Here is a 25,116-nt window from a genome sequence, read left to right as displayed (position 1 = left end):
TTTTTATCTTCTTTTAACAATTATACCATAAAAATACTTGGAACAATTTAAATTTTTTGATAGAATATATAAAGATTTAGAAAAAACGAGGTGATTTAATGAAAATATTGTCGTTGATGAAATATGAACTCATTAAAATTTTTAGAAATAAAGGTTTTTTAGTGACATTGATTTTAGTACCATTTTTATTGTCTTATTTAGGATCGAATCTATTTCCAGAAAATATGTTGTCAGACTATAAAATAGCTGTATATAATGAAGATAATAGTTTTTTGGGAAAATTTGGATTTCTTTTTTTAAGCCAATTTTTCAAATGGAAAGATGCCGTTCAAATAACAACAAAATCAGAATTAATTGAAGCTATAAAAAGTAATGAATATGATTCCATATTGATAATACCTAAAGGATTTATGAGTGATTTGAAAAATTATAAAGAAACAAAACTTATTTTAGTACCTAATCCCAATGACCTTGATAGTAGTGTTGCAATTTATACAGTTGTAAAGGCATTATTTAATGAATTATCTGGTATTCCGGAGATTTCTGTTGGCTCAACAACTCAATTTTTATTAAAAGGTGGAATATCAGTGGATAAAGATAGAAAACCACCAGAAATTGAAATACAAATTCCGAATATAAAAGATGGTAGTTTAACAAATATAAAAAATGCATCTCTTGATTTTCAGGATATGTTAGCACCGTCTGCTATATTGGTACTAATTTTGATTTTTTCAATGGGAGGAATTGGTATTTCTGTATCTCAAACAAGAGAAAATGGATTGCTTGATATATATAGAGCAAATGGGTTAAAAATATGGGAATTTTCATTATATAAATTATTTACATATATTATTCTTGGATTGATTTCGAGTATTATAACGTATTATGTTTTTAAATATTTTGGAAGCAATTTTGCTGGCGGAGAAATATCAATGATAATTTTGATAATCTTAAATGTCTTAATGTTTACTACATTGGGATTATTAATTTCGGCAATATCCAAAACGACAAAAACAACAACATTTATATTAGCGGTTTTTATAGGAACAATGATATTATTTGGGGATGTTTTAATATCAATACCAAAGGATTCTATATGGTATAAATGGTCTTATATTCTTCCTATAAAATATTCTATAGATTCCTTTAGAAAAGTTGCATTATTGAATTATAATCTTTCTATGGTATCAGGAGATATTTTTGTAATAATTTTATTTACAGTATTATCATTTATAATTAGTCATATATTTCTCTCATATATTGAGAAAAAATAAGTTTTTCCACAAAATAAAATCGCAGTAAAAACTGCGATTTTATTTTATTATATTTAATTCTTTTCCTATTTTTTCAAATTTTTCAACTGCAAAATCAAGATCTTCTTTTGTGTGCGCAGCGCTGATCATTACCCTGATTCTTGCCAATCCTTTAGGGACAGTAGGATATCCAATTGATTGAGCGAAAATTCCTTCTTCAAATAACCTTAAACTAAAGTCTTTTGCAATTTTTGCATCATAAAGCATTACAGGGGTTATTGGAGTTTCACTGTGCCATGTATCAAATCCAAGAGCATTTAATTTATCTTTAAAATATTTAGCATTATCCCATAATTTTTCAACCACTTCACCACTTTCAACCAATATTCTTACAGCTTCTAAAGCTGCACCAGCTTCAGCTGGAGAAAGAGAACTGCTGAATAAAAATGGTCGTGCTTTCTGTTTTAGATAATCTATTAAAACTTTTTTTCCTGCAATAAATCCACCAACAACACCAAATGCTTTTGATAATGTTCCAACTTCTATATCGACTCGAGAGTGTAAATGGAAGTGATCAACAATTCCTCTACCGTTTTCACCAAGAACACCTTCACCATGAGCATCATCTACCATAACAATTGCTTCATATTTTTCTGCAACTTCAACTATTTCTGGTAATGGAGCTAAATCTCCATCCATGCTGAAAACCCCATCAGTTATAATTAAAAGCCTTCTTGCACCATTTTCTTTAGCTTCTTTTAATTTTGCTTCAAGATCTTTAACATCCTTATGTTTCCATACGTATTTTTTTGCTTTTGAAAGTCTAACACCATCTATAATACTTGCATGGTTCAATTCATCTGATAAAATTGCATCTTCAGCTGTAGTTATCGCTGGAATAACAGCTTGATTGGCATTAAAACCAGATTGTACAACTAATGTTGCTTCGGTTTTTTTGAATTCTGCTAACTCTTTTTCTAATTGATGATGTATATCCATTGTTCCTGCGATAGTTCTTACTGCACCAGGACCAACGCCATACTTTTCAACAGCATTAATTGCAGCTTTTTTTAGTCTATCGTTGTTTGCAAATCCGAGGTAATTATTTGAACAAAGGTTTAAAACTTTTTTGCCATCAACCTCAAACCATGACCCTTGAGCACTATTTAGAGTTCTAATAGTTACAAAAAGACCGTTTTCTTTTAATTCTTTCATTTCATTATTTAATTGATCGTAAAAATTCATAAAATTCCCCCTTATTCTGAAATTTTTAATATAATTTTTCCACTTTTTTTAGAATTCATAAGTTCAAAACCTTTTTCAAAATCTTCCATTGGCAAAATATGAGTGATTAATTTTGAAAGATCTACTCTTTTTGTTCTCAACCATTCTGAAGCGATTTGCCATGTTTCGAACATTTTTCTTCCTGTAATACAGTGTATTTTAATTCCTTTGAATACAGCAGTATTCATAACAAACGGAACAGGATTTGTAGGGAAAACACCTAAAATAGCGACTTCTCCTGCGTTTGTTAAGGACTCAATTCCTTTATTCAAAGCATCTGGATTTCCCGACATTTCCAGTAATACATCAACGCCATCATTGTTTGTTAAATTCATAACTTCTTTAACTAAATCTTTTTCCAGAGGGTTTATTATATAATCAGCACCCATTTCTTTTGCCATATTAATTCTATATTCGGAAATTTCACTAACTATTACAGTTGCAGCGCCAGAAATCTTTGCAATTTGAATTGCAATGGCACCAATGGGACCAGCGCCTGTTATTAAAACAGATTTTCCTCTTAAGTCCACGGAAGTTACAGTATGTATGGCATTTCCTAAAGGTTCCATGACAGATGCGAATTCTTTTGGAATGGAAGGATCCAATTTCCATAATACTATTTCTGGAACAACAACATATTCAGCAAAAACTCCATCTCTATCTACACCTAATATTTTCATATTTTTACATACATGCATATTTCCGGTTTTACATTGTTTACAAACACCGCATGGAATATGAGTTTCTGCCGCAACAATATCTCCAGGTTTTACGCCTTTAACCATCGAACCAACTTCAACAACTTCACCAACAAATTCATGTCCGTCAATTTGAGGAGTTTTAATCCTTTCCTGAGACCATTCATCCCATTTCCATATATGTAAATCTGTTCCACAAATAGATGCATTTAAAACTTTAATTTTTACATCATCTGGATTTTTGATTTTTGGAATTTCAACTTCATCTAATACAAAGCCTTTTCCTGGTTCCTTTTTTATAATGGCTTTCATAATATTCAAAATTTTTCACCATCCTTATTTTGTATTCAATATTTTGCATTCAGTAATAGTTTAACTCAAAAATGAAAAAAATTTCAATGTCATTTTTTTCAGGTTATTCTCTATTATAGATATTATAGGGCAATAATATTAAAATATGTTCAATTTACTCAGGATTATAATAAAAAAATTCATCATCTTCTTTAATTAGTTTTTTCTCAACTAATTTGTATATCCTGTCTTTATCTATATAATTAAATATAAAATCTTTTGGGAGTCCTTTAATTTTGCTGCTTCTATTATATATTTTTCTTAAATTTAACAATAAAATTTCTTCTTCTTTTTTTTGCATAAATGAAGCAATTTCTAAAAACGTTATTTTTAGATTTAAGAAAAATTTATCGTAATAATCTTTATCTTTTAAAAGTTCAGTAAATAACTGATATGATTCTTTTTTGAAACGCGTTTTTCCTACCTTATAATAATCTATAATATTTATTCCAAATACTAAAGAATCAAGTCCAAAATAGTCTCCATCACAGAATACCTGTCCAAGTTTTTCTTTATCTTCATATTTTAAAATTGAAATAACTATACCATTTTGAATATATGCGATTTCTCGAATATCTTTAGAAAGATTCTGTATTAATTCACATTTCATTTTTATCACCAACATTTTTTTTATCAAACATATTGGAAAAAATTTCATAATTTTCAACTCTAATCAACATTTCCCCCCATGCTGGAATTCCCCAGAACCTTAATATTTCTAAATACTCTTCAAGAATATCCTTTACCTGATTTTTATCATTACAATAAATACAGGATAAATATAAGAAATATTTAACTAAAGCTCTATCCTCGATTTCAATTGATTTTTCAAAACCATAAATTAAATCTTCACAGAGTTGGGGGTTATCGCTATTTTTTCTTATGTAATTTGTTGTGAAAACAATAATTCCAGCTAAATCTAAGTTATCTTTATTAAACATTGATTTAAAATTTTCTGTGGCAGTTTCTGGATCTTCTGGAAGTTCAGATTCGAAAATTTCACCAACATTTAAAATTTGATCCAATTCTGCTAATAATATATCCGTCTCATCAAGTTCCATATCTTCAATTAAGTCTTTTCTATTGGATATTCGTGCTTTTGAAATTAATAATTCATATATATTTGGAGTTATATTGTATAAACTTTTAAAAAATAAATTTATGTACAATTTTGATATGTGTTCTAAAAATAAAGAAAATTCTTTTTCTTCAAGTATTTTTTGTATAGAATTTTTATCAAGTTTTAATACTTCAACCTTTGTATTAGCAATATAACTTTCCAATAAAGGTTTGCCCGTTATAAAACTCATGGTTCCTATAAATTCTCCAGAACTTAATTCATGATTTCTAAGAGAAGTATGTACTTTTCCAGATATTATATAATAGCAAAAATTGTATATTTCGTTTTCTTTTAATAATACTTCGCCGGGATTAAAAAATTCTTTCATAAAAACACCTTCTTAATAGAGTTTTATTTTATTATAAAGATCAGGGAAATAATAGTCTAAAAATAGTTTTTCTTTAAAAAAATAATTATAAATAGATGGTTCCTGTAAATCCATTAAATTTATGTATTTTTTAATAGTTAAAGTATCAAGTTCAAAAAGATTTTTTAAATTTTCTGATAAGTTTTCATATTCCTTTATAAATTCATCTGGAAATAACAATTCAATATTTTGTATGAATTTAATATAATTTTTTTTGCTGATAGATAAATAGTCTTTAGTAGTAAATTCTGATATAAAATTATCAATAATATTTTTAGAAGAGGATATTAAAAAATAATTGAATATTGGAACTTTTTCTAAAGAGTTATACGAGTAGTAATTACTGAGTATTTTTCTGGCTAAAGGAATTGCATGCGTGGTTGACAATAAAAATTTTCCATCTTTTCTTACAGAAATAGTAATTTTCCCATCATATCCTGTAAACCATACGGATGATTCAGCAGTTCCTGTTTTCCCATAAAACTCTTTTTTTACTGAAAATAAAGTTTTAGCAGTTCCTTCTAAAACCACTTTTTTTAATAGTTTATTCATTATATTGTATGAATTGTTGTTAATATTTTGTATTTTTCTATCAATTTTAGGTATTTTTTTATATATTAAATTTCCGTTTTTATCATATATTTCTTCAATTATGTAAAAATCTGGTATTATTCCATAATTTGGAAAAATGGAAAATGCCCTTGCGATATTATATACATTACTTTCCAATGTTCCGAGGGACAGGGTTATATCATCAGGATAAAAACCATTTATACCTATCTTTTTTAGAAAATCTGTTACGACAAATATTGATTTTTGAGTAGTATTTTCTAAATTTCGAAAAAGATTAATTGAAGGTATATTTATTGAATCAATTAAAGCCTTTTCAAGTGTAACTTCACCTCTAAATTTTTTATCAAAATTTTTTGGACTCCAGTTTCCAATTTTCAATGGCTCGTCAGTTAAAGGGTCATTGATATTATATCCTTTATTTAAAGCTAATAGATAATAGAATGGTTTAATCGTTGAACCAATCTGCCTGTTTGAATAAAAAGTGTCATATTGAGAACCAAAAAAGCTTAAAACTTTTCCTGTTTTATTATCAAGTATAATTGCGCTTTGTGAAGACTGCCATGAATTTTTAATTGTTTCAAATAAATCTCTATTTATAGTGGATTTTACAATATAACCACCACCATGCAATTTTATTTTTGATTCTTCACTTTTTATTGCGAGTAATAATTGAAGATTATTTTTGTCAAAAAACACCTTTTTAAATATAATATTGCTTAATTGTTGTGTATAAATTTTGTATTCATCGTCGGATAATAATTTGTTATTTTTTAATGAGTTTAATATGATTAATCCCTGTTCTTTAGCTCTGGATGGATATTTATATGGATTATAATATTCTGGAGCATTTATAATACCAACTAAAATTGATATTTCAGCTAAATTTAAATCTTTTAAGTCTTTTCCAAAATATCTTTTTGCAGCAGCTCCGAATCCATTTATATCATTACCAAGATAAGCTATATTTATATATGCCTCTAAAATGTCATTTTTTGTATAATAATGTTCAACCCAGAATGATAAAAAAATTTCTAAGATTTTTCTTGAAATTCGTTTTTTCTGAGATAAATAAACATTTTTTACAACCTGCTGTGTAATTGTGCTTCCACCATAAGTTGTACCACTTTTTATATTTGTTATTATAGATCTAAGTGTTCCCTTTAAGTTGAATCCAGGATGTCCAAAAAAATCCCTATCTTCTGACCATAACAAAATAAAAAGTAGATTTATTGGGGTTTCTGATAATTTTGTATATATAAATTTTGGAGGTAATATCTCATTTCCATTTGAAAATACATATGTATTATAATTATTATTAATAGAAAAAATAGATTTATTTGCAAAAATATTAAAAGTATAGATAAATAGTACGATTGCTATGATTAAAACAGTAAAAATACCGGATAAAAAATATTTCAATGCAAATTCCCCCATTTAAAATGATTTTAATAAAAATAGTATATAATAATTTTTGCTTAATAATATTAACTCAAAAATATTATATCATATAATTGGAGTGAGTATATGAAATACCTTTTAAGGTTTAAAAAATTCGGGAAATCAGCATATATTTCTCATAACGATACGTTAGAAGAGATAGAAAGAATGTTTAGACGTGCGAAAATGGATTTAGAATATACAAAAGGATACCATTCTAAGCCCAAATTAAGCATATCTCAAGCTGTGCCATTGGGATATATTAATAAAACATTATTTGTTGTATTAAACACAAAAAAAACATATAACTTTTTAAACTTTAACAATTATGTATCCGAAGGGTTTAAATTAATAGAGTATAAAGAAGTAAAGGATAATTATAAATTGAAAATAGAATATTATTTGTTTAAAATATATATTTCCGAAAATTTATTTAAAAAATTCAATTTTGTATTACTGAATGATGAAAATATTAGAAATAAGTTTATGAACCTTGATATTGATAGAAATAAAAAAGGAATTTATGTGTTAAAATATAAACAGAAGTATAATAAGATATACAACATATGGAAAGTTTTTAGTGAAGTTAAAGAAGGTTTTATATTTTATCCAATAGTTTATGATGCTGTTTGGGGGGATTAAATTGGGAAAGAAAATCTTAATTGTAGATGATTCTGATGTATTGAGGAAAATATTATCTTTTAATTTTAAAAAAGAAGGATTTGAGGTTCATGAAGCCAGAGATGGAGAAGAAGGGCTACAAAAAATAAAAGAATTGATACCTGATGCAGTGTGTCTCGATATTATGATGCCAAAAATGGATGGGTTTACAGTATTAAAAAAATTGAAGGAAGAAGGAATAAAATTACCAATATTGGTTTTAACAGCTAAAGGTGGAGAAGAAGATGAAAAACTTGCGCTGACTTTAGGTGCTTTTAAAGTGGCTACGAAACCTTTTAGTCCTAAAAATATTGTTGATATTATAAAACAGGTGGTGGCTGGAAATGGATAAAGCCACACAGTATGGATTGGAAATTTATCATGAGTTAAATGACAGAGTAAATTATTATTCTGATGAACCTAAAACCCTGGAAGAGATTAGCAAGCGGGTGAAGTTTTTAATTGAGCAATTGTTTGAAGAAAGTGAAAATTATAGAATACAGCTTGAGGAATTTTCTTTACAATTAGAGGCTCAGGTTGAAGAATTATCAAAATTATATGAAGAGTTAACAGCAGTATTAGATATAGGAAAAATACTTCATGAAACGCTTGATCCTAAAAAATCAATGGAAAAAATATTGGATAGAATAAAAGACATAATTTCTTTTGACGACATTATAGTTGGAGAATTTTCTGATTATCCTCCAGGAAAAGATTTTAGTATTTTGCATGCCGACTTTAATTTGCTCGATTTTGAAAAAACCGTAGAGCTTATTGATTATCTGAATGCGGAGAAAAAAATTAAGCCTATGATATTCGAAAAACATCCAATAACCCACAAAGAGATACCGATAATGTTTATACCAATAGAATCGAGGATAAAAGTATGGGGTTTTTTTCTTTTTTATGGCTCTGAAAATGGTATATTTACCGCTGGAAATAGAAAAATTATGGAATCTATTGCAGAGCAAATAGCATTTAGTTATGATACTTTAGATTTTCTAAATAAAAAAATAGAACAAGAAAAATTAGGAGAACAACTGAGAATAGCATCTGAGATACAAAAGTCGCTATTGCCAAAAAAAATCCCTGAATTTCAAGAAATTGATATTGAAGCGTTTTATAGACCTGCTTATGATATAGGTGGAGACTATTATGATGTAGTAGATTTAGGAGAAAAAGTATTTATTGTATTGGCAGATGTTTCAGGAAAAAGTGTTCCTGCAGCGTTGATTATGACATCATTTAGGTCTATTTTAAGGCATGAATTGGAAAAAGAAAAGGATTTAGCAACTATAGTCTCTAATTTAAATAATTATATATCCAGAGAGATTCCTCAAGATAGATTTGTAACAGCAGTTTTTATGATGCTGGATTATAAAAATAAAAAGATAGAAATGATAAATTGTGGTCATAACCCCACACTAATACTGAAAGATGAAAAATTATTGACTTTTGATGCAGAATATATGCCAATAGGTATTATGGGAGGATTTGTCTTTGAAAGTCAAAATTTAACATATAATAAAAAAGTATATGTAGCATTATATACAGATGGAATAACAGAGGCAAGAAATGAAAGAAGCGAAGAATTTGAACTTGAAAGATTAATTGATATATTTGAAAAAAATAAAGATAAAAATTCAAAAGAAATTATTGATATAATAATAAAGGAATTAGATAAATTTGTAGGAAAAGCGTCTCAACATGATGATACAACATTGATGATAATAAAATCAAAATGATTTTAAAAAATGATTTTTAAAGGAGGTATTTTATTATGTCAGGTCATAACAAGTGGGCAAATATAAAACATAGGAAAGCAGCTCAAGATGCCAAAAGGTCAAAAATATTTACAAAGTTAATCAGAGAATTAACGGTTGCTGCTAAAGAAGGTGGTGCAGATCCAGAATCAAATCCAAGATTAAGAACAGCTATAGAAAAGGCAAAGGAAGCTAATATGCCAAAAGATAAAATTGAAGCTGCTATAAAAAAAGGTGCAGGAGGTACAGATGCTGATTCATATGTTGAAATAATGTATGAAGGTTATGGACCAGCAGGTGTTGCTATTATAATGAGAGCATTAACAGATAATAAAAATAGAGCAGCTCAGGAGGTAAGACATATTCTTTCGAAACATGGTGGGAGTTTAGCTGAAAGTGGTGCTGTTGCCTGGAATTTTGAAAGAAAAGCTATGATTGTAGTTCCTAAAGAAGAAGTGGCAGATCTGGATGAATTTATGATGGCAGCATTGGATGCTGGTGCAGAAGACGTTATAGAAGATGAAAATATTCAGGTTATAGCTTCTCCAGATGATATGGTTCAGGTTAGAGATGCTTTAAAAGATATGGGATATTCTGTGAAATCGAATTTGACATATATTCCAAAAACAACAGTTAAAGTTGCAGGATCAGATGCGGAAAAATTATTAAAATTACTCGATGCATTGGAAGACAGTGATGATATTCAAGAAGTATTTGCGAATTTTGAAATTGATGATGCAGAAATGGAAAGATTAGCACAAAATATTTAATTAATAGGGGCTATATATGCCCCTTGTTTTTAAAGGTGAGTTGATGAAAAAAAACTTATTAATATTATGGATATTTTTAAGTACTATTATTTTTTCAAATAATATATATATATCTTATATGAATAATGGAGATATAAAAATAGATTATAATTTTGATTTTGAGGCAACGAATTTATATGTTGCAAATATTTCGTTTTTTGTAAATTTAACTCCATTGAGTACTAATTCTATAAATGTTTCTAGTTTAGAAGAAATATTAAATTATTTAAGATTTTATCAACCGGGATTTAGTATAAATTATAAATATAAAAATAATTTTTTTTATGATCCATATTATTTCACATGGTCAAATGATTCGTTTATAATATCTTTTGAAAAAGCATATTTTGATTTTCCTGTATCTTATGTAGTTTCAAATGGTATGGCTGGAATAACTTTAAAAAAGGAATCGAATAAATATTTTTACTGGATAAATATATATGATTTTTCCCAAACAGCGATGGGTTATTATTATGGGGATAAGATAAAAATAGGTTTTTTTGTTGATACGTTAAATAAAGAATATGATTATGGCACATTCCTGTCTATATTTAATAGTATAATAACAATATCAAAGAAAAAAGTGTATTTTGTAATATTAGATAAAAATATAAATATTTATTTTGAATTTAAAAGTAATAAAAATATAGTTAGAAGTAATATTTTTAGAAAAAGAGAAAATTATTTTGAATTTAATATACCAATAATAAGGGATAATATATATGTTATAATAAATTCGAACAAAACAATAGGGATAAAATTTAATCTAAAATTTTAGGAGGAATTTTAATGAACGAGAAAAGTTTGTACTCATCACCATATGATGATAAGGAGTATGTGTGGTTATTGGACAATATTGCAAGTCACTTTCAGCTTGATTTGAGAGGTTATAAGCAACATAGAGTAAGAAGAAGAATAGATATGTTAATGAGAAAATATACATATAATAGTTATAAAAAGTATTTTGAAGATTTGAAAAACAATCCAAAATTATGGGATGAATTTCTTGATAAATTAACGATTAACGTTACAGAATTTTTTAGAAATCCAGAAAAATGGAATTATCTGAAAAAAAATATTCTTCCAAAGATATTGAAAGAAAGAGGAACAAAAACTAAAATATGGAGTGCAGGTTGTTCAACGGGTGAAGAACCATATACACATGCAATAATACTTGAAGAATTAAAAGCTCCTAAAAATATAAAAGTTTTAGCTACAGATCTTGATAAATTTGTTATTCAAAAGGCAAAAAGAGGTATATATTCAGATAGATCCATGGTAAATATCCCTGAAGATATAAGAAAAAAGTATTTTAAAAAACTGGATAATAATACATACGAAGTTTTACCTTTAATAAAAAATAGAGTAATATTTAAACAGCATAATCTTTTAATGGATAATTTTGAGAAAGATATGGATATTATTTCCTGCAGGAATGTGGTTATTTATTTTGATATGGATGCAAAAAATAAATTATATAAAAATTTTGCTAATTCTTTAAGAAAAGGTGGAGTATTATTTGTTGGTTCCACAGAAAGAATATTTAATTATAAATCCTTAGGTTTGGAAGTAATAGAGCCATTTTTCTATCAAAAAGTGAGTGATTGATTTGGACTGGTTAATTCCAATTATATTGATAATAGACCAGATTTCTAAAAGATTAGCACAGGATTTTTTAAAAGGAAAGACAATTCATATTATAGGAGATTTTTTAACTTTATCTTATGTAACCAATACGGGTATAGCTTTTGGAATATTTCGGGGTTATGCTTTTTTACATGGAATATTAGCAACTTTTGTCGTGACTTTCATTTATATTTATAGAAAAAAACATCTGGAGAAAAATAAATCTATGCTATTTGATATTTCAATTACTTTTATCATAGGAGGAGCATTGGGAAATATTTATGATAGAGTTAGAATTGGATATGTTGTAGATATGTTTAGTGTTAAATATTTTTCTGTTTTTAATGTTGCAGATTCTTTTGTAACAATCGGAGGAATTTTATTAGCTATATATTATTGGCGAAGGAGTAAGAATTCGTGGAAGAAAACTTTTTAGTAACGAATAGAGAAAATGGCTGGAGATTGGATAAATTTGTAGTTGAAAAGGTTCCAGACTGGATATCGAGAAATTATGTTCAAAAAGCGATAAAACAAGGGCAAATAATAGTAAATGGTGAATTAAAAAAGCCTGCTTATAAAATAAAATCTGGAGAGATTGTATCAATTGAAGTGCCGGATAAACCTCCTATAATAGAAGTAATACCAGAAAAAATACCGCTAAATGTAATATATGAAGATAAAGATATTATAGTTATTAATAAACCTCCAGATATGATAGTTCATCCTGTTTTTAATAAAGTAAGCGGAACATTGGTAAATGCATTACTATATCATTGTAAAGATTTGAAGGGAATTGGTGGAGAAGTTCGCCCAGGAATCGTACATAGATTGGATAAAAATACATCTGGAGTAATAATTGTAGCCAAGAATGACCTGGCTCAGCAATCTTTAAGTTCTCAATTTAAAGATAGAAAAACCAAAAAAACATACATAGCTTTGGTAAAAGGGATTCTAAAACAAAAATATGGAGAAATAAATGCCCCAATTGCAAGACATCCACAAATTCGTATAAAAATGGCTGTTGTTCCAGGAGGAAAAGAATCTATTACAATATATAAGGTAATAAAGGAATTCAAAGATGCATCGCTTGCCTGGATAAATTTGAAAACCGGAAGGACACATCAAATTAGGGTACATTTTAAACATATTGGACATCCATTGCTTGGTGATGAAGTATATGGAAGTGTAGATTTAAAATATGGCATAAATAGACAAATGCTTCATGCATTGAAACTGGGAATATTTCATCCAAGAACAGATAAATGGATGGAATTTATAGCGCCTATTCCACATGATTTTAAAGAAGCATTAAAGAAGTTATCGGATGAATGAAATCTTTTTTGAAAAAATAACAGAAAATTAACATACTCTTGTTATATATTAAAAGATATTGTCGTAAAATAAAGCGCGAGGTGTTTTTTATGTTGAATGATAATTTAAGAGATCAAAAATTAATATATGATCTTGATAAAATAGAAGAAAAAGAAAATTTTATTTTTGAATTAAATTGGAAAAAAATTGATACACCCGAAGGAATAGTTGATATAACTTCACCAATAAATGTGAATTTTAATATTGAAAAGAATTCAGAAGGTTTCTTATTAAAAGGTAGCGCAATGACAAAAGTCAAATTACAATGTTCCAGATGTTTAAAAGAATTTGAGCAACAAATTAAAGGTGAAATAGAAGCTTTTTATATTTCTAAATCTATGGAGAGTTTATATATAAAAAGTGAAAGGCTGGAAACGCTGGATAATATCATTTTTTTCTCTGAAGAAAAAATAGATATAACAGATAGAATTATCGAGTCAATATTAATGGAGATTCCAGAAAAACCATTATGTAAGGTTGATTGTAAAGGATTATGTTCTGTTTGTGGAGTAGACTTAAATGAAAATCCAGATCATAAACATGACGAAGAATATATAGATCCAAGATTTGAAAAATTATTGGACTTATTTAAAGAAGAAAAATAATAACTTTTAGGAGGGATTATAAATGGCTGTACCAAAGCAAAAAACTTCAAGAGCAAGAACACATAGAAGAAGAGCAGCAAACTTATACAGAGCAATTAAAGTAAATGTTTCAAAATGTCCAAATTGTGGTGAACCAAAACTCCCCCATAGAGTATGTTTAAACTGTGGATATTATAATGGAAAACAGATATTGGAAATAGGAGAATAAGAATGCCAGAAAAGGCCAGGATAGGCTTAGATTTATTTGGTGGAGATAACGCGCCCATGTCTAATTTAGAGGGCGCGATTTTTGCTTTAAAAAATAATTTAATAGATGAAGTGCATTTAATTGGGGGAGAAGAAAATCTTAGAAATAAGATTCCAGAAAATTTGCATAATAAAATAAAATTTATAAAAGCTGAAAATTCAGTCGATAATCATACAAAACCCACAGAGGTATTAAAATTAAAAAACAGTTCTATTTATATAGGAAATGAAATGATGAAAAAAGGGCAATTGGATGCTTTTGTAAGTGCAGGAAATACCGGTGCATTGCTTGCAGCGGGGACGTTTGTCACAGGTCGTATTGAAGGAATTGATAGACCTGCTCTGGTTATACCATTGCCTGGTAAAAATGGTCCGAGAGTTCTTGTGGATGGCGGAGCTAATGCAGAGCTTAAACCGGCACATTACATATCTCTTGCAAAAGAGGGAATAGCTTTTGCTAAATTTTTGGGTAAGAAAAATCCTAAAGTTCATATATTGAATATAGGTACTGAAGAAACCAAGGGGACAAAAATAGTAAAAGATGCTGCAGAGTTTTTGAAAAAAGATGATAAGATAAATTATGTAGGATTTATTGAAGGAAGAAATATATTTGATGAAAATGTGGATGTTATAGTAACGGATGGGTTTACAGGCAATAATATATTAAAAACAATTGAAGGAACTGCTTATTATATCCTATCGGAATTGAAAAGAGAGGTTTCAAATGGAGGAATATTCACCAAAATAGGAGCAATGTTAATGAAAAGTTCTTTAAAAGGATTAAAAAAAAGCCTTGATTATAGACAATATGGGGGAACATTTTTTTTGGGAATAAACGGTATTTTAGTTAAAGCTCATGGCTCTTCAGATTCTGAGGCTATTGCTAATGCGCTTTCTGTAGCAAATAAAGCTGTTAAAGATAAAATAATAGATAAGATTAAAGATATATTATAGGAGGTAAAAACAATGTGTGGAATTGTGGGATTGGTTGGGAAAAAGGATGTTAAGGTAAAGGATATTATTTCTGGATTGCAAAAATTAGAATATAGGGGGTATGATTCAGCGGGGATTGCTTTCTCAAAAAATGAACATATAGAATTAATAAAAGCAACAGGAAAAATTTCGAATTTAAAGGATGAACTCAATGATAGAATAAATGCGAATATTCACATTGGTATAGCTCATACACGTTGGGCGACACATGGTGGAGTTACAGATTTGAATGCACACCCTCATACCGATTGTACTGGAAAAATAGCATTGGTTCATAACGGGATAATTGAAAATTTTCAGGAATTAAGAAAAGAATTAATAGAAAAAGGGCATAGGTTTAAATCCGAAACAGATACAGAAGTGATTGCTCATCTAATAGAGGAGTATTATAATGGAGACTTGTTTAAATCGGTATTATCAGCTATAAAAAGATTAGATGGTGCTTATGCGATAGGAGTAATTCATACAGATGAGAAAAAAATTGTATCTGTAAGAAAGGGAAGTCCTCTCGTTGTAGCATATAATGAAGATTATGCATTATTAGCCTCTGATATAACTCCATTGATAAAATATACTAAAGATGTATATTTTATGAATGATAATGAAATAGCTTTATTGGAAGCTGGAAAAATTGAATTTTATAATATAGATGGCGAAAAAATAGAAAAGAGTCCAACACATATAGATTGGGATGAGCAGGCAGCAGAAAAAAGTGGATACGAGCATTTTATGCTAAAAGAAATGAATGAGCAGCCAGAAGCATTAAAATCAGCGATAACTGGAAGAATAAAGAATGGAAAACCTATAATCTCAGAGATAAATAATCTTAAGGAATTTATAAAAAAAGATTTACAGAAAATATTTATAGTTGCATGTGGTACAAGTTATCATGCGGGGATGGCATTTAAATATTTTATGAATAAATATTCCAGAATAAGTGTAGATATAGAAGTAGCTTCTGAATTCAGATATATGAATCCTCATGTAGATCAAAACACGTTGGTATTGGCAATATCTCAGTCAGGTGAAACAATAGATACATTGGAAGGTATAAGAATAGCTAAAGAAAAAGGAGCAAAAGTAATAACAATAAGTAATGTTTTTGGATCGACAATACCAAGAGAATCTCATGGTGCTATATATATGAATACAGGTCCTGAAATTGGAGTAGCAGCTACTAAAACATACACAGCACAAATAGCTATATTGTACGCTTTGGGAGCTAAAATAATAGAATTAACTGAGGGATTGAATAATGAAATAGAATCAATATTAAAAGGCATAGAAGAGATGCCAGAAATATATAAAAAGGTATTAAAATTAAATGAGAAAATAAAGGAATTAGCCAGAGAATATTCGAATTATCAGCATATGATGTATATTGGTAGAGGATTTGGATATCCTACAGCTTTAGAGGGAGCTTTGAAATTGAAAGAAATAAGCTATATACATGCTGCTGGCTATCAGGCAGGAGAATTAAAGCATGGTCCTATAGCATTGTTAGATGAACAGTTCCCAGTATTTGCAATAATTCCAAAGGATTCACTTTATGAAAAGATGAAATCAAATTTAATGGAATCAAAAGCAAGGAATGCCAATATAATAGCTATTAGTACAGAAGGAAACGATGAGATTAAGCATTTAACAGATGAATATATATTGGTCCCAAAAACACATGAAGCATTATATCCTCTGGTTATGGCTCCTGTTATCCAATTATTTGCTTATAATGTTGCGGTATTAAGAAAGTTAGATCCTGATAAACCCAGAAATTTGGCGAAAAGTGTTACAGTAGAGTAATGGAGGTGAAAATTAGTGGATATAAAATCAGAGGAGGAAATATTTGAAATTACTAAAGAAATAGTTAAAATATTAGATGAAAAAGATGGAATAAATATAAAAGTTTTAAATATGAAAAATTCTCCTTTGCTTGTTGATTATTTTGTTATAGTGACAGGAAATTCTGAAACACATTTAAACGCGTTAAGAGATGCTGTAGTAGAGAAATTTAAAGAGAGAAAACATGAATTATTGTATTATGATAAAGATAAAGGTTATGAATGGCTTATAGTTGATGGTGGAAGCATAATTGTTCATATTTTTACGGAAAACGCAAGAGAGTTTTATGATTTAGAAAATTTATGGAGCGAAGTAGAAAGAATAAAAATCAATTGACCTCACACACCGTTATGTAGTTTCCTCGGTGCCCGTTAGGGTCGGAAACGTAATGCGGTGGAGGTAAAAACCAAAATATGGAGGTGTTGGCATGTCGGTTATTAGTATGAAACAATTGTTAGAAGCAGGAGTACATTTTGGACACAGAACAAGAAGATGGAATCCAAAGATGAAACCGTATATTTTTACAGAAAGAAAGGGTATTTACATTATTGATTTACAAAAATCATTAAAAGCTGTAGAAGAAGCATATGAATTTGTCAGAGAACAATCAGCAGAAGGGAAAGTAATTTTATTTGTTGGAACAAAAAAACAGGCTCAACAAATTATTGCTGAAGAAGCAAAAAGAGCTGGAGCTTATTATGTAAATAACAGATGGTTGGGTGGATTATTAACAAATTTCCCAACAATAAAAAAGAGAATTAAAAAGTTAGAGGAATTAGATGAATTTGTAAACTCAGAAGAATTTGAAAATCTACCTAAAAAAGAGCAGAGTAAAATCAAGAAAGTATATGAAAAACTTGATAAAAACCTTGGTGGTTTAAGAGGAATGAAAAAAATTCCTGATTTATTATTCTTAATTGATCCAAGAAAAGAACAAATAGCTGTTGCAGAAGCAAATATGTTAGGGCTTCCCGTTATAGCTTTGGTGGATACAAACTGTGATCCTGATCCAATCGATATTGTAATACCGGGTAACGATGATGCAATTAGAGCTATAAAATTAATAACATCTAAAATCGCAGATGCTTATATAGAAGGTAGAGAAGGTCTAATGGGAAATGACGAAACACCAGAAATAGAAGAGGAAGAAGTAATAGATGCAGTTGAAGAAGTAACAAAAGCTAAAGTAGAAGCTGAAGAAAAATATGGTGAAGTAGTTGAAGAAGAAGAATAATAATTCATTATTAATAAATCCCGGAGTAATCCGGGATTTATTAATAGTTTAAAAAATAAAACATAAGTTTATTTGGAGGTGTAAAAGTGAAATTTTACATAAAAACATTCGGATGTCAGATGAATGTGAATGAATCAGAAATTATGACAGGTATTTTAGAAAAAGAAGGCTTCGAATGGACAGAAAATCCACAAGAAGCAGATTTTATAATATTAAATAGTTGTGCTGTTAGAGAAAAGGCCGAACATAAGCTTTATGGAGCTATTGGTCACTATGAAAAATTAAAGAGAAAAAATAAAAATATTATTATTGGTGTAGGTGGATGTGTTGCAGAAAAAGAGAGGTCAGAAATTTTAAAAAGATTCCATGGTGTGGATTTTGTTTTTGGAACAAGAAATTATATGGAAATAAAGGAATTATATTTAAATGCAAAAAATGGAAAAAGATTTGCAGATTTTAGTGATAAATTTGAAGAGATAACAGCAGATTTGCCAAAACATCCATATAGTAAGCATCATGGTTGGATAAATATTATATATGGGTGCAATAAATACTGTACATACTGTATAGTTCCATATACAAGGCATCTTGAAAAGAGCAGACCTATAGAAGATATTATAAAAGAAGTAGAATATTATAATGATAAAAATTATAGAGAAATTACATTTTTAGGACAAAATGTTGATTCTTATGGTAAAGATTTTGGAGACGGAAAACCGAAGTTAGATATATTAATTAAAGAGGCTTCAAAATTTGATTCGATAAAAAGAATATGGTTTCTAACGTCATACCCTACAGATATAACAGATAGATTAATAAATGAGGTAGCAAATAATGAAAAAGCAGCTAAAAATTTTCATTTACCCGTTCAAGCTGGTAGTGATAATATTCTAAAAAAGATGAATAGAAGATATACAAAAGAATTTTATCTGGAATTAATAAAAGATATAAAAAGTAGAGTTCCAAATGTAACAATATCAGGAGATATTATTGTAGGATTTCCCGGTGAAACAGAATCCGATTTTATGGAAACAGTGGATTTGATAAAAAAAGTTAGATATGAAAGATTGAATATTGCAGAATATTCACCGCGTGAAGGTACAATATCAGCAAAATATTACAAAGATGATATACCTAAAAGAATTAAAAATAAGAGATTTCAATACCTTATGAATATACAGAAACAAATAAATCATGAAGAAAATGAGAAATATTTAAATAAAACAGTAATGGTGATTCAGGAAAATAAAATAAAATCAGGAGCATACCTGGGAAGGACAATAAATAATAAAGTGGTGATATTTAAAAGTGATGAAAATATGATTGGAAAATTTGTTAAAATAAAAATTAATAAAATATCAGCAGGCCCATTATATGGAGAAATTATAGCAACTGAAAAAGACAGTGATTTTAACACTATAAAATACTACATATAATATATAAAAGACCGCTATGCGGTCTTTTATATATAGTCGATTATATAAATTTTTCTTTTGATAAAAAGTCCTTTAAGAAGTTAGCAAAATCCTTTCCAAGAATGGGATCAAATTTTTTTCCTAAATTAAAAATTATATAATCAATAGCTTCATCTGGTGATAATATACCAAAATGTTCGGAAGTAGCGGTATGTGTAGCCCAATCAAACCAGTCAATAACGCCTATAAATCTTGCAAAATATGGAATTTCTTCTCCTTTTAAATGATCAGGATAACCTGTTCCATCCCAGTGTTCGTGATGTGATCTAACAACATCCATGGCATACCATAATTCTCTTCTATTTGCCAGAAATACAGAACCAGCAACAGTATGCTCGAGATCCCATTCTTCAAGATCAAACACACGTGTTTTTGAAAAAAGCATTAATTGTTCTATTCCTATTCTTCCAACATCATGAAGCATGGCTAAATCATAAATAAGATTGATATCTTCTTTTGTTTTACCCAAATATTCAGCAAATTTTTTAGAATAAAATGCAACTCTTTGAGTATGACTCATACTACTTTTCTTATCTTCAACTTCAAATAGAACTATTAAATTTTTAATAAATTCACCGATTTCTCTCCTTTTTTCTTCTAATAGATACAAAAGATTAAACGGTTCTTCTTTAAAAATCTTTGATAGTAATTTTAATAATAAAATTTGAAAATTTTCAATTGAAAAATCGAATATTGAAATGATTTTACCATTTTCAATTAAACTTAATTGTTCATTATCCAATAAAATATAAGGTTTTTCAATTTTTTCTTTTTTATTTGATATTATAATTTCTGCATTGTCTTTATTTTCCATATAATCAAAAGAAAAAATGTTTAATAAACCTTTTGATAAATTTGTAGAATCAAAAATCTTATATTTTTCAAATGGCATAAAAAATTCCTCCTCTATAAAAATCTTTTTGATTTGCTATTTTGCTTTAAAATTCATAATATATATTTCTTTATTTTGAGTATAGTATATTAAATTATATCATAATATTTTAAAAAAAACCCCTTGACAATTTTAAAATTAAAATATATAATATTCTCTGGTATTAATTGCCGGTGTAGCTCAACGGTAGAGCGGCTCATTCGTAATGAGTAGGTTGGGGGTTCGAGTCCCTTCACCGGCTCCAGAAATATTAGAAAAAATGAAAAATATTAGTGCACATTTGAGCTCTTTAGAGCTCTGTTTTTTTATATTATTATATAAGAGTATTTTTGAGGATTAACAATCAAGGTTTGAGCGACTTTACTTTTTGGACATCGTATTATAAATTAAAAAAAATATGTTATAATTACTTAGAAGAGAATAGGAGATGTAAAAAATGAAAATAGAATATGAAGTGTTAAAGTTTATAAAGAAATATAATATGTATGAAAGTGGAGATAGAGTTTTACTCGGTGTATCTGGCGGTAGGGATTCAATGGTGATGATGGACATATTATTTAAATTAAAGGATAATTTAAATATTTCTCTCGGAGTTGCCCACTTTAATCATTCTTTGAGAAAAAATGCTGATGACGAAGAATTATTTGTAAAAAGAGAATGTAGAAAAAGAAGTCTGCCATTTTATTCTAAAAAAATGGATGTAGGAAACTATGCGAAAGATAATAAAATTGGAATTGAAGAGGCAGCAAGGAAATTGAGATATGAATTTTTCAATGAAATATTAGAGTCAAAAATGTATAACAAAATAGCTATTGCTCATTATTCAAAGGATTTGTCAGAAACTATAGTGTATAGATTGATTAAAGGTACAGGTATTTTTGGTATAGGAGGTGTATTGCCAGTATACAAAAATGTTACAAGACCGATATTAAGTTTAAATTTTGAAAATCTGGAAAAATATGTTACAATTAACAATGTTAAATATATTATAGATGAATCGAATTTTGATACAAAATATTCAAGAAATAAGATTCGACATAACATACTACCGGAATTTCAAAAAATAAATGAAAAATATGAAGATGCAATTTTCAGATTTGCTGAAATAACCTGGGAGTACCGAGATTATCTAGATAAGGTTTATACAGAGCGGGTTGCTGTTGAAAAGAACATTGATAATAAGAATATTTATAAAATGAGTTTAAAAAAAGATTTTTTTGACAAAGAAATTTTAAGAATGGTATTTTTAGAATTAGGAGTTTTTCCACCATCAAAAGAAGAAGTAAATAAAATTTTATCTATGAAATCTAGAGGCAAAAGGAAAATTAACAATTTAACTATAGAAAAAATAAGAAATATGCTTTATATATCAAAGGAGGTAGTCGCTCTTGGCGGAAAATAAAAATAATGATTCTAATAACAAAAAGAGACTAATAGGAATTATTGCCGTATATTTTGTGATAGGCTCTATTATATTTTTTATAATTAGAGGAATGACAGTAGATACAACAAGTTTGACTATTAGTTATACGCAGTTTATCGATTTAATAGAAAGAGGTAGAGTATCAAAAGTTTTAGTAAAAGATACAGGTAATATAAACATAAAAACTATTGATGGACAAACATATGAATTGTTTGCACCTGTTGTATTAAGGGATTCAGACCTTGTTAATAAGTTAATAGAAAAAAATATAGAAGTAGATTTCAAACAGGATGTTACGTCTGGATGGCTATATGGAATTTTAAGTTATGTGATTCCATTTATTATATTGATTTTTTTATGGATGATAATGTTGAGGCCGTTAACCGGTCGAGGACCGCAAGGAATGAATTTCACAAAAAGTCCCGCAAGAAAATATGATCCAGAAAAAGAAAGAATTACATTTAGTGATGTAGCAGGTGTAGATGAAGTAAAAGATGAATTACAGGATATAGTAAAGTTTTTAAAAAATCCACAGGTTTTTAATAAAATGGGTGCAAGAATGCCAAAAGGAATATTATTGGTTGGTCCTCCGGGAACAGGTAAAACCTTAATTGCAAGAGCAGTTGCTGGTGAAGCAAAGGTTCCGTTTTTCTATATTAGTGGTTCTGATTTTGTAGAATTATTTGTAGGTGTTGGTGCTGCAAGGGTAAGGGATTTATTTGCACAGGCTAAAGCAAATGCACCTGCCATCATATTTATAGATGAAATTGATGCAGTTGGAAGGCAAAGAGGTGCAGGTTTAGGTGGAGGACATGACGAAAGAGAACAAACCTTAAACCAGCTGCTTGTTGAAATGGATGGTTTTGATCCTCGTGTTGGAATAATTATAATGGCAGCAACAAATAGACCGGATATTTTAGATAAAGCATTGCTCAGGCCTGGTAGATTTGACAAGAAAGTTATTCTGGATATGCCTGATGTGAAAGGTCGAGAACAAATCTTAAAAATACATATGCGTGGGAAACCTATATCTCCAAATATTGATATTGAAGTATTAGCAAGAAGGACTCCAGGTTTTTCAGGGGCAGACCTTGAAAATTTAATAAATGAAGCAGCTTTGCTCACTGCAAGAAAAGGAAAAACTATTATAGATATGAATGAGTTAGAAGAAGCTATAGACAGAGTAATTGCTGGACCAGCAAGAAAAAGCAGGGTTATTTCTGATAAAACAAGAAAAATTATTGCTTATCATGAATTGGGACATGCTATTGTAGGAGCTTTATTACCAAATGCAGACCCAGTACATAAAGTTACAATAGTTCCAAGAGGACATCAAGCTTTGGGATTTACACTTCAATTGCCACTGGAAGATAAATATCTTATGACAAAAGATGAAATTCTTGATAGAATAACTGGAATTTTAGGCGGAAGAGCAGCTGAAGAGTTGGTATTTAATCAAATAACAAGTGGAGCGGCAAATGATTTACAAAAAGCTACAGAATATGCAAAAATTATGATACTAAAATTTGGTATGAGTGAAAGATTAGGACCAGTTGCATGGGGTGCAGAAGAGGAAGAAGTATTTCTTGGTAAAGAATTAGCTAAAATGAAAAATTATAGTGAAGAAACCGCAAATGAAATTGATAATGAAATAAAGAGAATTATAATTGAATCATATGAAAAAGCCAAAGGAATATTAGAAGAAAATATTGATAAATTACATTCAATAGCAAAAGTACTACTTGAAAAAGAAACTTTAAGTGGTGACGAACTAAATGAATTATTAGGAAAAAATGAAGATACCTCAATTAAGGAGGCGGATAATGATGGAGGTGAGCTGGGGGAAAGTTAAAGAACTTGAAGGAAAAGAATTCAACTATTCTTTTAATGTTAATGATGAAGGCTTTTTATGGTCGGAAAAAGAAGATTATAAAAATTTTAATTTATTATCTACTACAGCGTTACTTGAGGAATTGTTTAGAGCATCAACTGAATTATTAGAACCATACATACCAAATCATGTGGCTGTAGTATCTTCGGCAAGGATAAATCATATAGCACCAACTCCGTATGGATTTAAAGTTTTTATGAAAATAAAAGTAATTTATGTAAAAGAAAATAAGATCAAATTTTTCGCCGAGGTATACGATGAAATGGAAAAGATTGCCGAAGCAGAATTTAAAAAGGTTATAGTAAATAGAATAGCTCTAAAGAGAAGAACAAATGAGAAATCATCAAAAATAATTTAATGTATATTTTGAAAGGAGGAACAAAAATGGGTAAAAAAGTTATTATGATCATTGAAGATGATCCAGCTATTTCCGAAATGCTTAATTTTAACCTAACAAAAGAAGGTTATGATGTAGTATTGGCTTCTGATGCAGATGAGGCGGTTAAAATGATTGAAGAAAAAGAGGTGGATTTCTTTATTGTTGATATTATGTTACCAGGTTCTATGGATGGATTTGATTTCATTAGAACTGTTAAGAGCAATGAAAAATTCAAAAGTGCTCCAGTATTAATTTTAAGTGCTAAAGATGATCCAGCTGATAAAGTTGCAGGTTTAGAATTAGGAAGTGATGATTATGTAACTAAACCGTTTAATGTAAGAGAATTAATTGCCAGAATAAAGTCCATATTTAGAAGACAGCAGCAGGCAATGCAAATTAAAGAAGAAGGACCAAAAAAGATTATAGCAAAGGATCTGGAGATAGATACTGAGAGATATGAAGTTTTAATCAGAGGTAATCCAGTAGAATTAACTCCTTTGGAATTTGAATTATTAACTTTCCTTGCAAAAAATGAAGGTAAAGTATTTAGCAGAGATGTATTACTCGATAAATTATGGGGATATGATTACTTTGGAGATACAAGAACAGTAGATGTACATATTAGAAGATTAAGAACCAAAATCGAAGAGGATCCATCAAATCCAAAGTACATTATAACAGTTAGAGGAAAAGGTTATAAATTTAGAGATCCTGGAAAAGAAAAACTAGATTACTAAAAATAAAAGCGACAGATAATCTGTCGCTTTTTTGAAATAGGTGATAGAATGTTTTATATATTAATTTTATTGTTATTTAGTATAATTATA

26 protein-coding genes and 1 tRNA gene are annotated in these 25,116 nt (G+C 28.6%); 21 read left to right on the top strand and 6 right to left on the bottom strand.

From position 1 onward, the window contains the following. Nucleotides 1-98: 98 nt before the first annotated feature. Complete coding sequence (locus tag X274_RS05190; RefSeq protein ID WP_047265744.1) at nt 99-1,274, top strand: ABC transporter permease; 1,176 nt, start codon at nt 99-101, stop codon at nt 1,272-1,274. Between the two features lie 39 nt (nt 1,275-1,313). Here the strand turns inward: X274_RS05190 and X274_RS05185 are convergent, their stop codons facing one another. The 5 genes from X274_RS05185 to X274_RS05165 all read right to left on the bottom strand — a co-directional run bounded on the left by X274_RS05185 (nt 1,314) and on the right by X274_RS05165 (nt 7,065). Then, on the bottom strand, nt 1,314-2,498 hold the full coding sequence (locus tag X274_RS05185) for a glycine C-acetyltransferase (protein WP_047265743.1): 1,185 nt from the start codon (nt 2,496-2,498) through the stop codon (nt 1,314-1,316). Nucleotides 2,499-2,509: 11 nt separating this feature from the next. After that, entirely contained in the window at nt 2,510-3,547 is a 1,038-nt protein-coding gene (gene tdh / locus X274_RS05180; RefSeq protein ID WP_047265800.1) for an L-threonine 3-dehydrogenase, read from the bottom strand. A gap of 154 nt (nt 3,548-3,701) precedes the next feature. Continuing rightward, nucleotides 3,702-4,211 (bottom strand): hypothetical protein, encoded by a 510-nt coding sequence (locus X274_RS05175; RefSeq protein ID WP_197073325.1) that lies wholly within the window; start codon nt 4,209-4,211, stop codon nt 3,702-3,704. Beyond that, on the bottom strand, nt 4,186-5,034 hold the full coding sequence (locus X274_RS05170) for a cyclic nucleotide-binding domain-containing protein (RefSeq protein ID WP_047265741.1): 849 nt from the start codon (nt 5,032-5,034) through the stop codon (nt 4,186-4,188). Before X274_RS05170 ends, X274_RS05175 begins: the two co-directional genes overlap by 26 nt. 12 nt (nt 5,035-5,046) lie before the next feature. Beyond that, nucleotides 5,047-7,065: a transglycosylase domain-containing protein gene (locus X274_RS05165; protein WP_047265740.1), complete on the bottom strand. Its 2,019-nt coding sequence runs from the start codon at nt 7,063-7,065 to the stop codon at nt 5,047-5,049. A 105-nt stretch (nt 7,066-7,170) separates the two neighbouring features. On the opposite strand from X274_RS05165, the gene X274_RS11520 reads away from it, so the two are divergent. The 15 genes from X274_RS11520 (at nt 7,171) to miaB (ending at nt 19,665) form a co-directional block, all read left to right on the top strand. Continuing rightward, nucleotides 7,171-7,725 carry a TIGR03936 family radical SAM-associated protein gene (locus tag X274_RS11520; protein ID WP_052913181.1) on the top strand — a complete coding sequence of 185 codons (555 nt, stop codon included), beginning with the start codon at nt 7,171-7,173 and terminating at the stop codon, nt 7,723-7,725. Between the two features lies 1 nt (nt 7,726). Next, a complete protein-coding gene (locus tag X274_RS05155; RefSeq protein WP_047265739.1) occupies nt 7,727-8,095 on the top strand; it encodes a response regulator transcription factor in 369 nt (122 codons plus the stop codon). Then, nucleotides 8,088-9,488: a PP2C family protein-serine/threonine phosphatase gene (locus tag X274_RS05150; RefSeq protein WP_047265738.1), complete on the top strand. Its 1,401-nt coding sequence runs from the start codon at nt 8,088-8,090 to the stop codon at nt 9,486-9,488. Before X274_RS05155 ends, X274_RS05150 begins: the two co-directional genes overlap by 8 nt. Nucleotides 9,489-9,523: 35 nt before the next feature. After that, on the top strand, nt 9,524-10,276 hold the full coding sequence (locus tag X274_RS05145) for a YebC/PmpR family DNA-binding transcriptional regulator (RefSeq protein WP_047265737.1): 753 nt from the start codon (nt 9,524-9,526) through the stop codon (nt 10,274-10,276). A 43-nt stretch (nt 10,277-10,319) separates the two neighbouring features. After that, on the top strand, nt 10,320-11,093 hold the full coding sequence (locus tag X274_RS05140; protein WP_156166141.1) for a hypothetical protein: 774 nt from the start codon (nt 10,320-10,322) through the stop codon (nt 11,091-11,093). Nucleotides 11,094-11,104: 11 nt separating this feature from the next. Further along, nucleotides 11,105-11,923 carry a CheR family methyltransferase gene (locus X274_RS05135; protein ID WP_047265735.1) on the top strand — a complete coding sequence of 273 codons (819 nt, stop codon included), beginning with the start codon at nt 11,105-11,107 and terminating at the stop codon, nt 11,921-11,923. Between the two features lies 1 nt (nt 11,924). Further along, entirely contained in the window at nt 11,925-12,377 is a 453-nt protein-coding gene (gene lspA, locus X274_RS05130; protein WP_047265734.1) for a signal peptidase II, read from the top strand. Then, entirely contained in the window at nt 12,359-13,273 is a 915-nt protein-coding gene (locus tag X274_RS05125; RefSeq protein ID WP_047265733.1) for an RluA family pseudouridine synthase, read from the top strand. The genes lspA and X274_RS05125 overlap by 19 nt, the downstream gene beginning before the upstream one ends. An 89-nt stretch (nt 13,274-13,362) precedes the next feature. Continuing rightward, the gene (locus X274_RS05120; protein WP_047265732.1) at nt 13,363-13,917 is read left to right on the top strand and encodes a YceD family protein; all 555 of its coding nucleotides are present in this window, start codon (nt 13,363-13,365) and stop codon (nt 13,915-13,917) included. A 22-nt stretch (nt 13,918-13,939) separates the two neighbouring features. Continuing rightward, nucleotides 13,940-14,125, top strand: a complete 186-nt coding sequence (rpmF, locus tag X274_RS05115; protein ID WP_047265731.1) for a 50S ribosomal protein L32 — start codon at nt 13,940-13,942, stop codon at nt 14,123-14,125. A gap of 2 nt (nt 14,126-14,127) precedes the next feature. Then, nucleotides 14,128-15,117, top strand: coding sequence for a phosphate acyltransferase PlsX (gene plsX, locus X274_RS05110; protein ID WP_047265730.1), 990 nt, complete (start codon nt 14,128-14,130; stop codon nt 15,115-15,117). A gap of 12 nt (nt 15,118-15,129) precedes the next feature. Next, the gene (gene glmS / locus X274_RS05105) at nt 15,130-16,956 is read left to right on the top strand and encodes a glutamine--fructose-6-phosphate transaminase (isomerizing) (protein ID WP_047265729.1); all 1,827 of its coding nucleotides are present in this window, start codon (nt 15,130-15,132) and stop codon (nt 16,954-16,956) included. Between the two features lie 15 nt (nt 16,957-16,971). Beyond that, entirely contained in the window at nt 16,972-17,331 is a 360-nt protein-coding gene (gene rsfS / locus X274_RS05100; protein ID WP_084822639.1) for a ribosome silencing factor, read from the top strand. A 91-nt stretch (nt 17,332-17,422) separates the two neighbouring features. Next, nucleotides 17,423-18,229, top strand: a complete 807-nt coding sequence (gene rpsB / locus X274_RS05095) for a 30S ribosomal protein S2 (protein WP_047265728.1) — start codon at nt 17,423-17,425, stop codon at nt 18,227-18,229. Nucleotides 18,230-18,315: 86 nt separating this feature from the next. Continuing rightward, nucleotides 18,316-19,665 carry a tRNA (N6-isopentenyl adenosine(37)-C2)-methylthiotransferase MiaB gene (miaB, locus tag X274_RS05090; protein ID WP_047265727.1) on the top strand — a complete coding sequence of 450 codons (1,350 nt, stop codon included), beginning with the start codon at nt 18,316-18,318 and terminating at the stop codon, nt 19,663-19,665. 40 nt (nt 19,666-19,705) lie between these two features. On the opposite strand, the gene X274_RS05085 is transcribed toward miaB, so the two are convergent. Beyond that, complete coding sequence (locus tag X274_RS05085) at nt 19,706-20,596, bottom strand: HD-GYP domain-containing protein (RefSeq protein ID WP_052913180.1); 891 nt, start codon at nt 20,594-20,596, stop codon at nt 19,706-19,708. Nucleotides 20,597-20,765: 169 nt separating this feature from the next. On the opposite strand from X274_RS05085, the gene X274_RS05080 reads away from it, so the two are divergent. From X274_RS05080 to X274_RS05060, 5 genes are all read left to right on the top strand, one after another. Beyond that, nucleotides 20,766-20,840 (top strand) — tRNA-Thr (locus X274_RS05080). Nucleotides 20,841-21,032: 192 nt separating this feature from the next. Then, entirely contained in the window at nt 21,033-21,998 is a 966-nt protein-coding gene (gene tilS / locus X274_RS05075) for a tRNA lysidine(34) synthetase TilS (protein WP_047265726.1), read from the top strand. Continuing rightward, nucleotides 21,985-23,871 carry an ATP-dependent zinc metalloprotease FtsH gene (gene ftsH / locus X274_RS05070; RefSeq protein ID WP_047265725.1) on the top strand — a complete coding sequence of 629 codons (1,887 nt, stop codon included), beginning with the start codon at nt 21,985-21,987 and terminating at the stop codon, nt 23,869-23,871. The genes tilS and ftsH overlap by 14 nt, the downstream gene beginning before the upstream one ends. Beyond that, nucleotides 23,846-24,268, top strand: a complete 423-nt coding sequence (locus X274_RS05065) for a thioesterase family protein (RefSeq protein WP_156166140.1) — start codon at nt 23,846-23,848, stop codon at nt 24,266-24,268. The genes ftsH and X274_RS05065 overlap by 26 nt, the downstream gene beginning before the upstream one ends. Before the next feature lie 26 nt (nt 24,269-24,294). Further along, entirely contained in the window at nt 24,295-25,026 is a 732-nt protein-coding gene (locus tag X274_RS05060) for a response regulator transcription factor (protein WP_047265723.1), read from the top strand. Nucleotides 25,027-25,116 lie beyond the last annotated feature (90 nt).

This window comes from Marinitoga sp. 1155 (assembly GCF_001021175.1).
GTDB lineage: Bacteria > Thermotogota > Thermotogae > Petrotogales > Petrotogaceae > Marinitoga.
The sequence above is the reverse complement of the archived record's forward strand: the minus strand, read 5'-3'. Positions and strand labels throughout refer to the sequence as shown.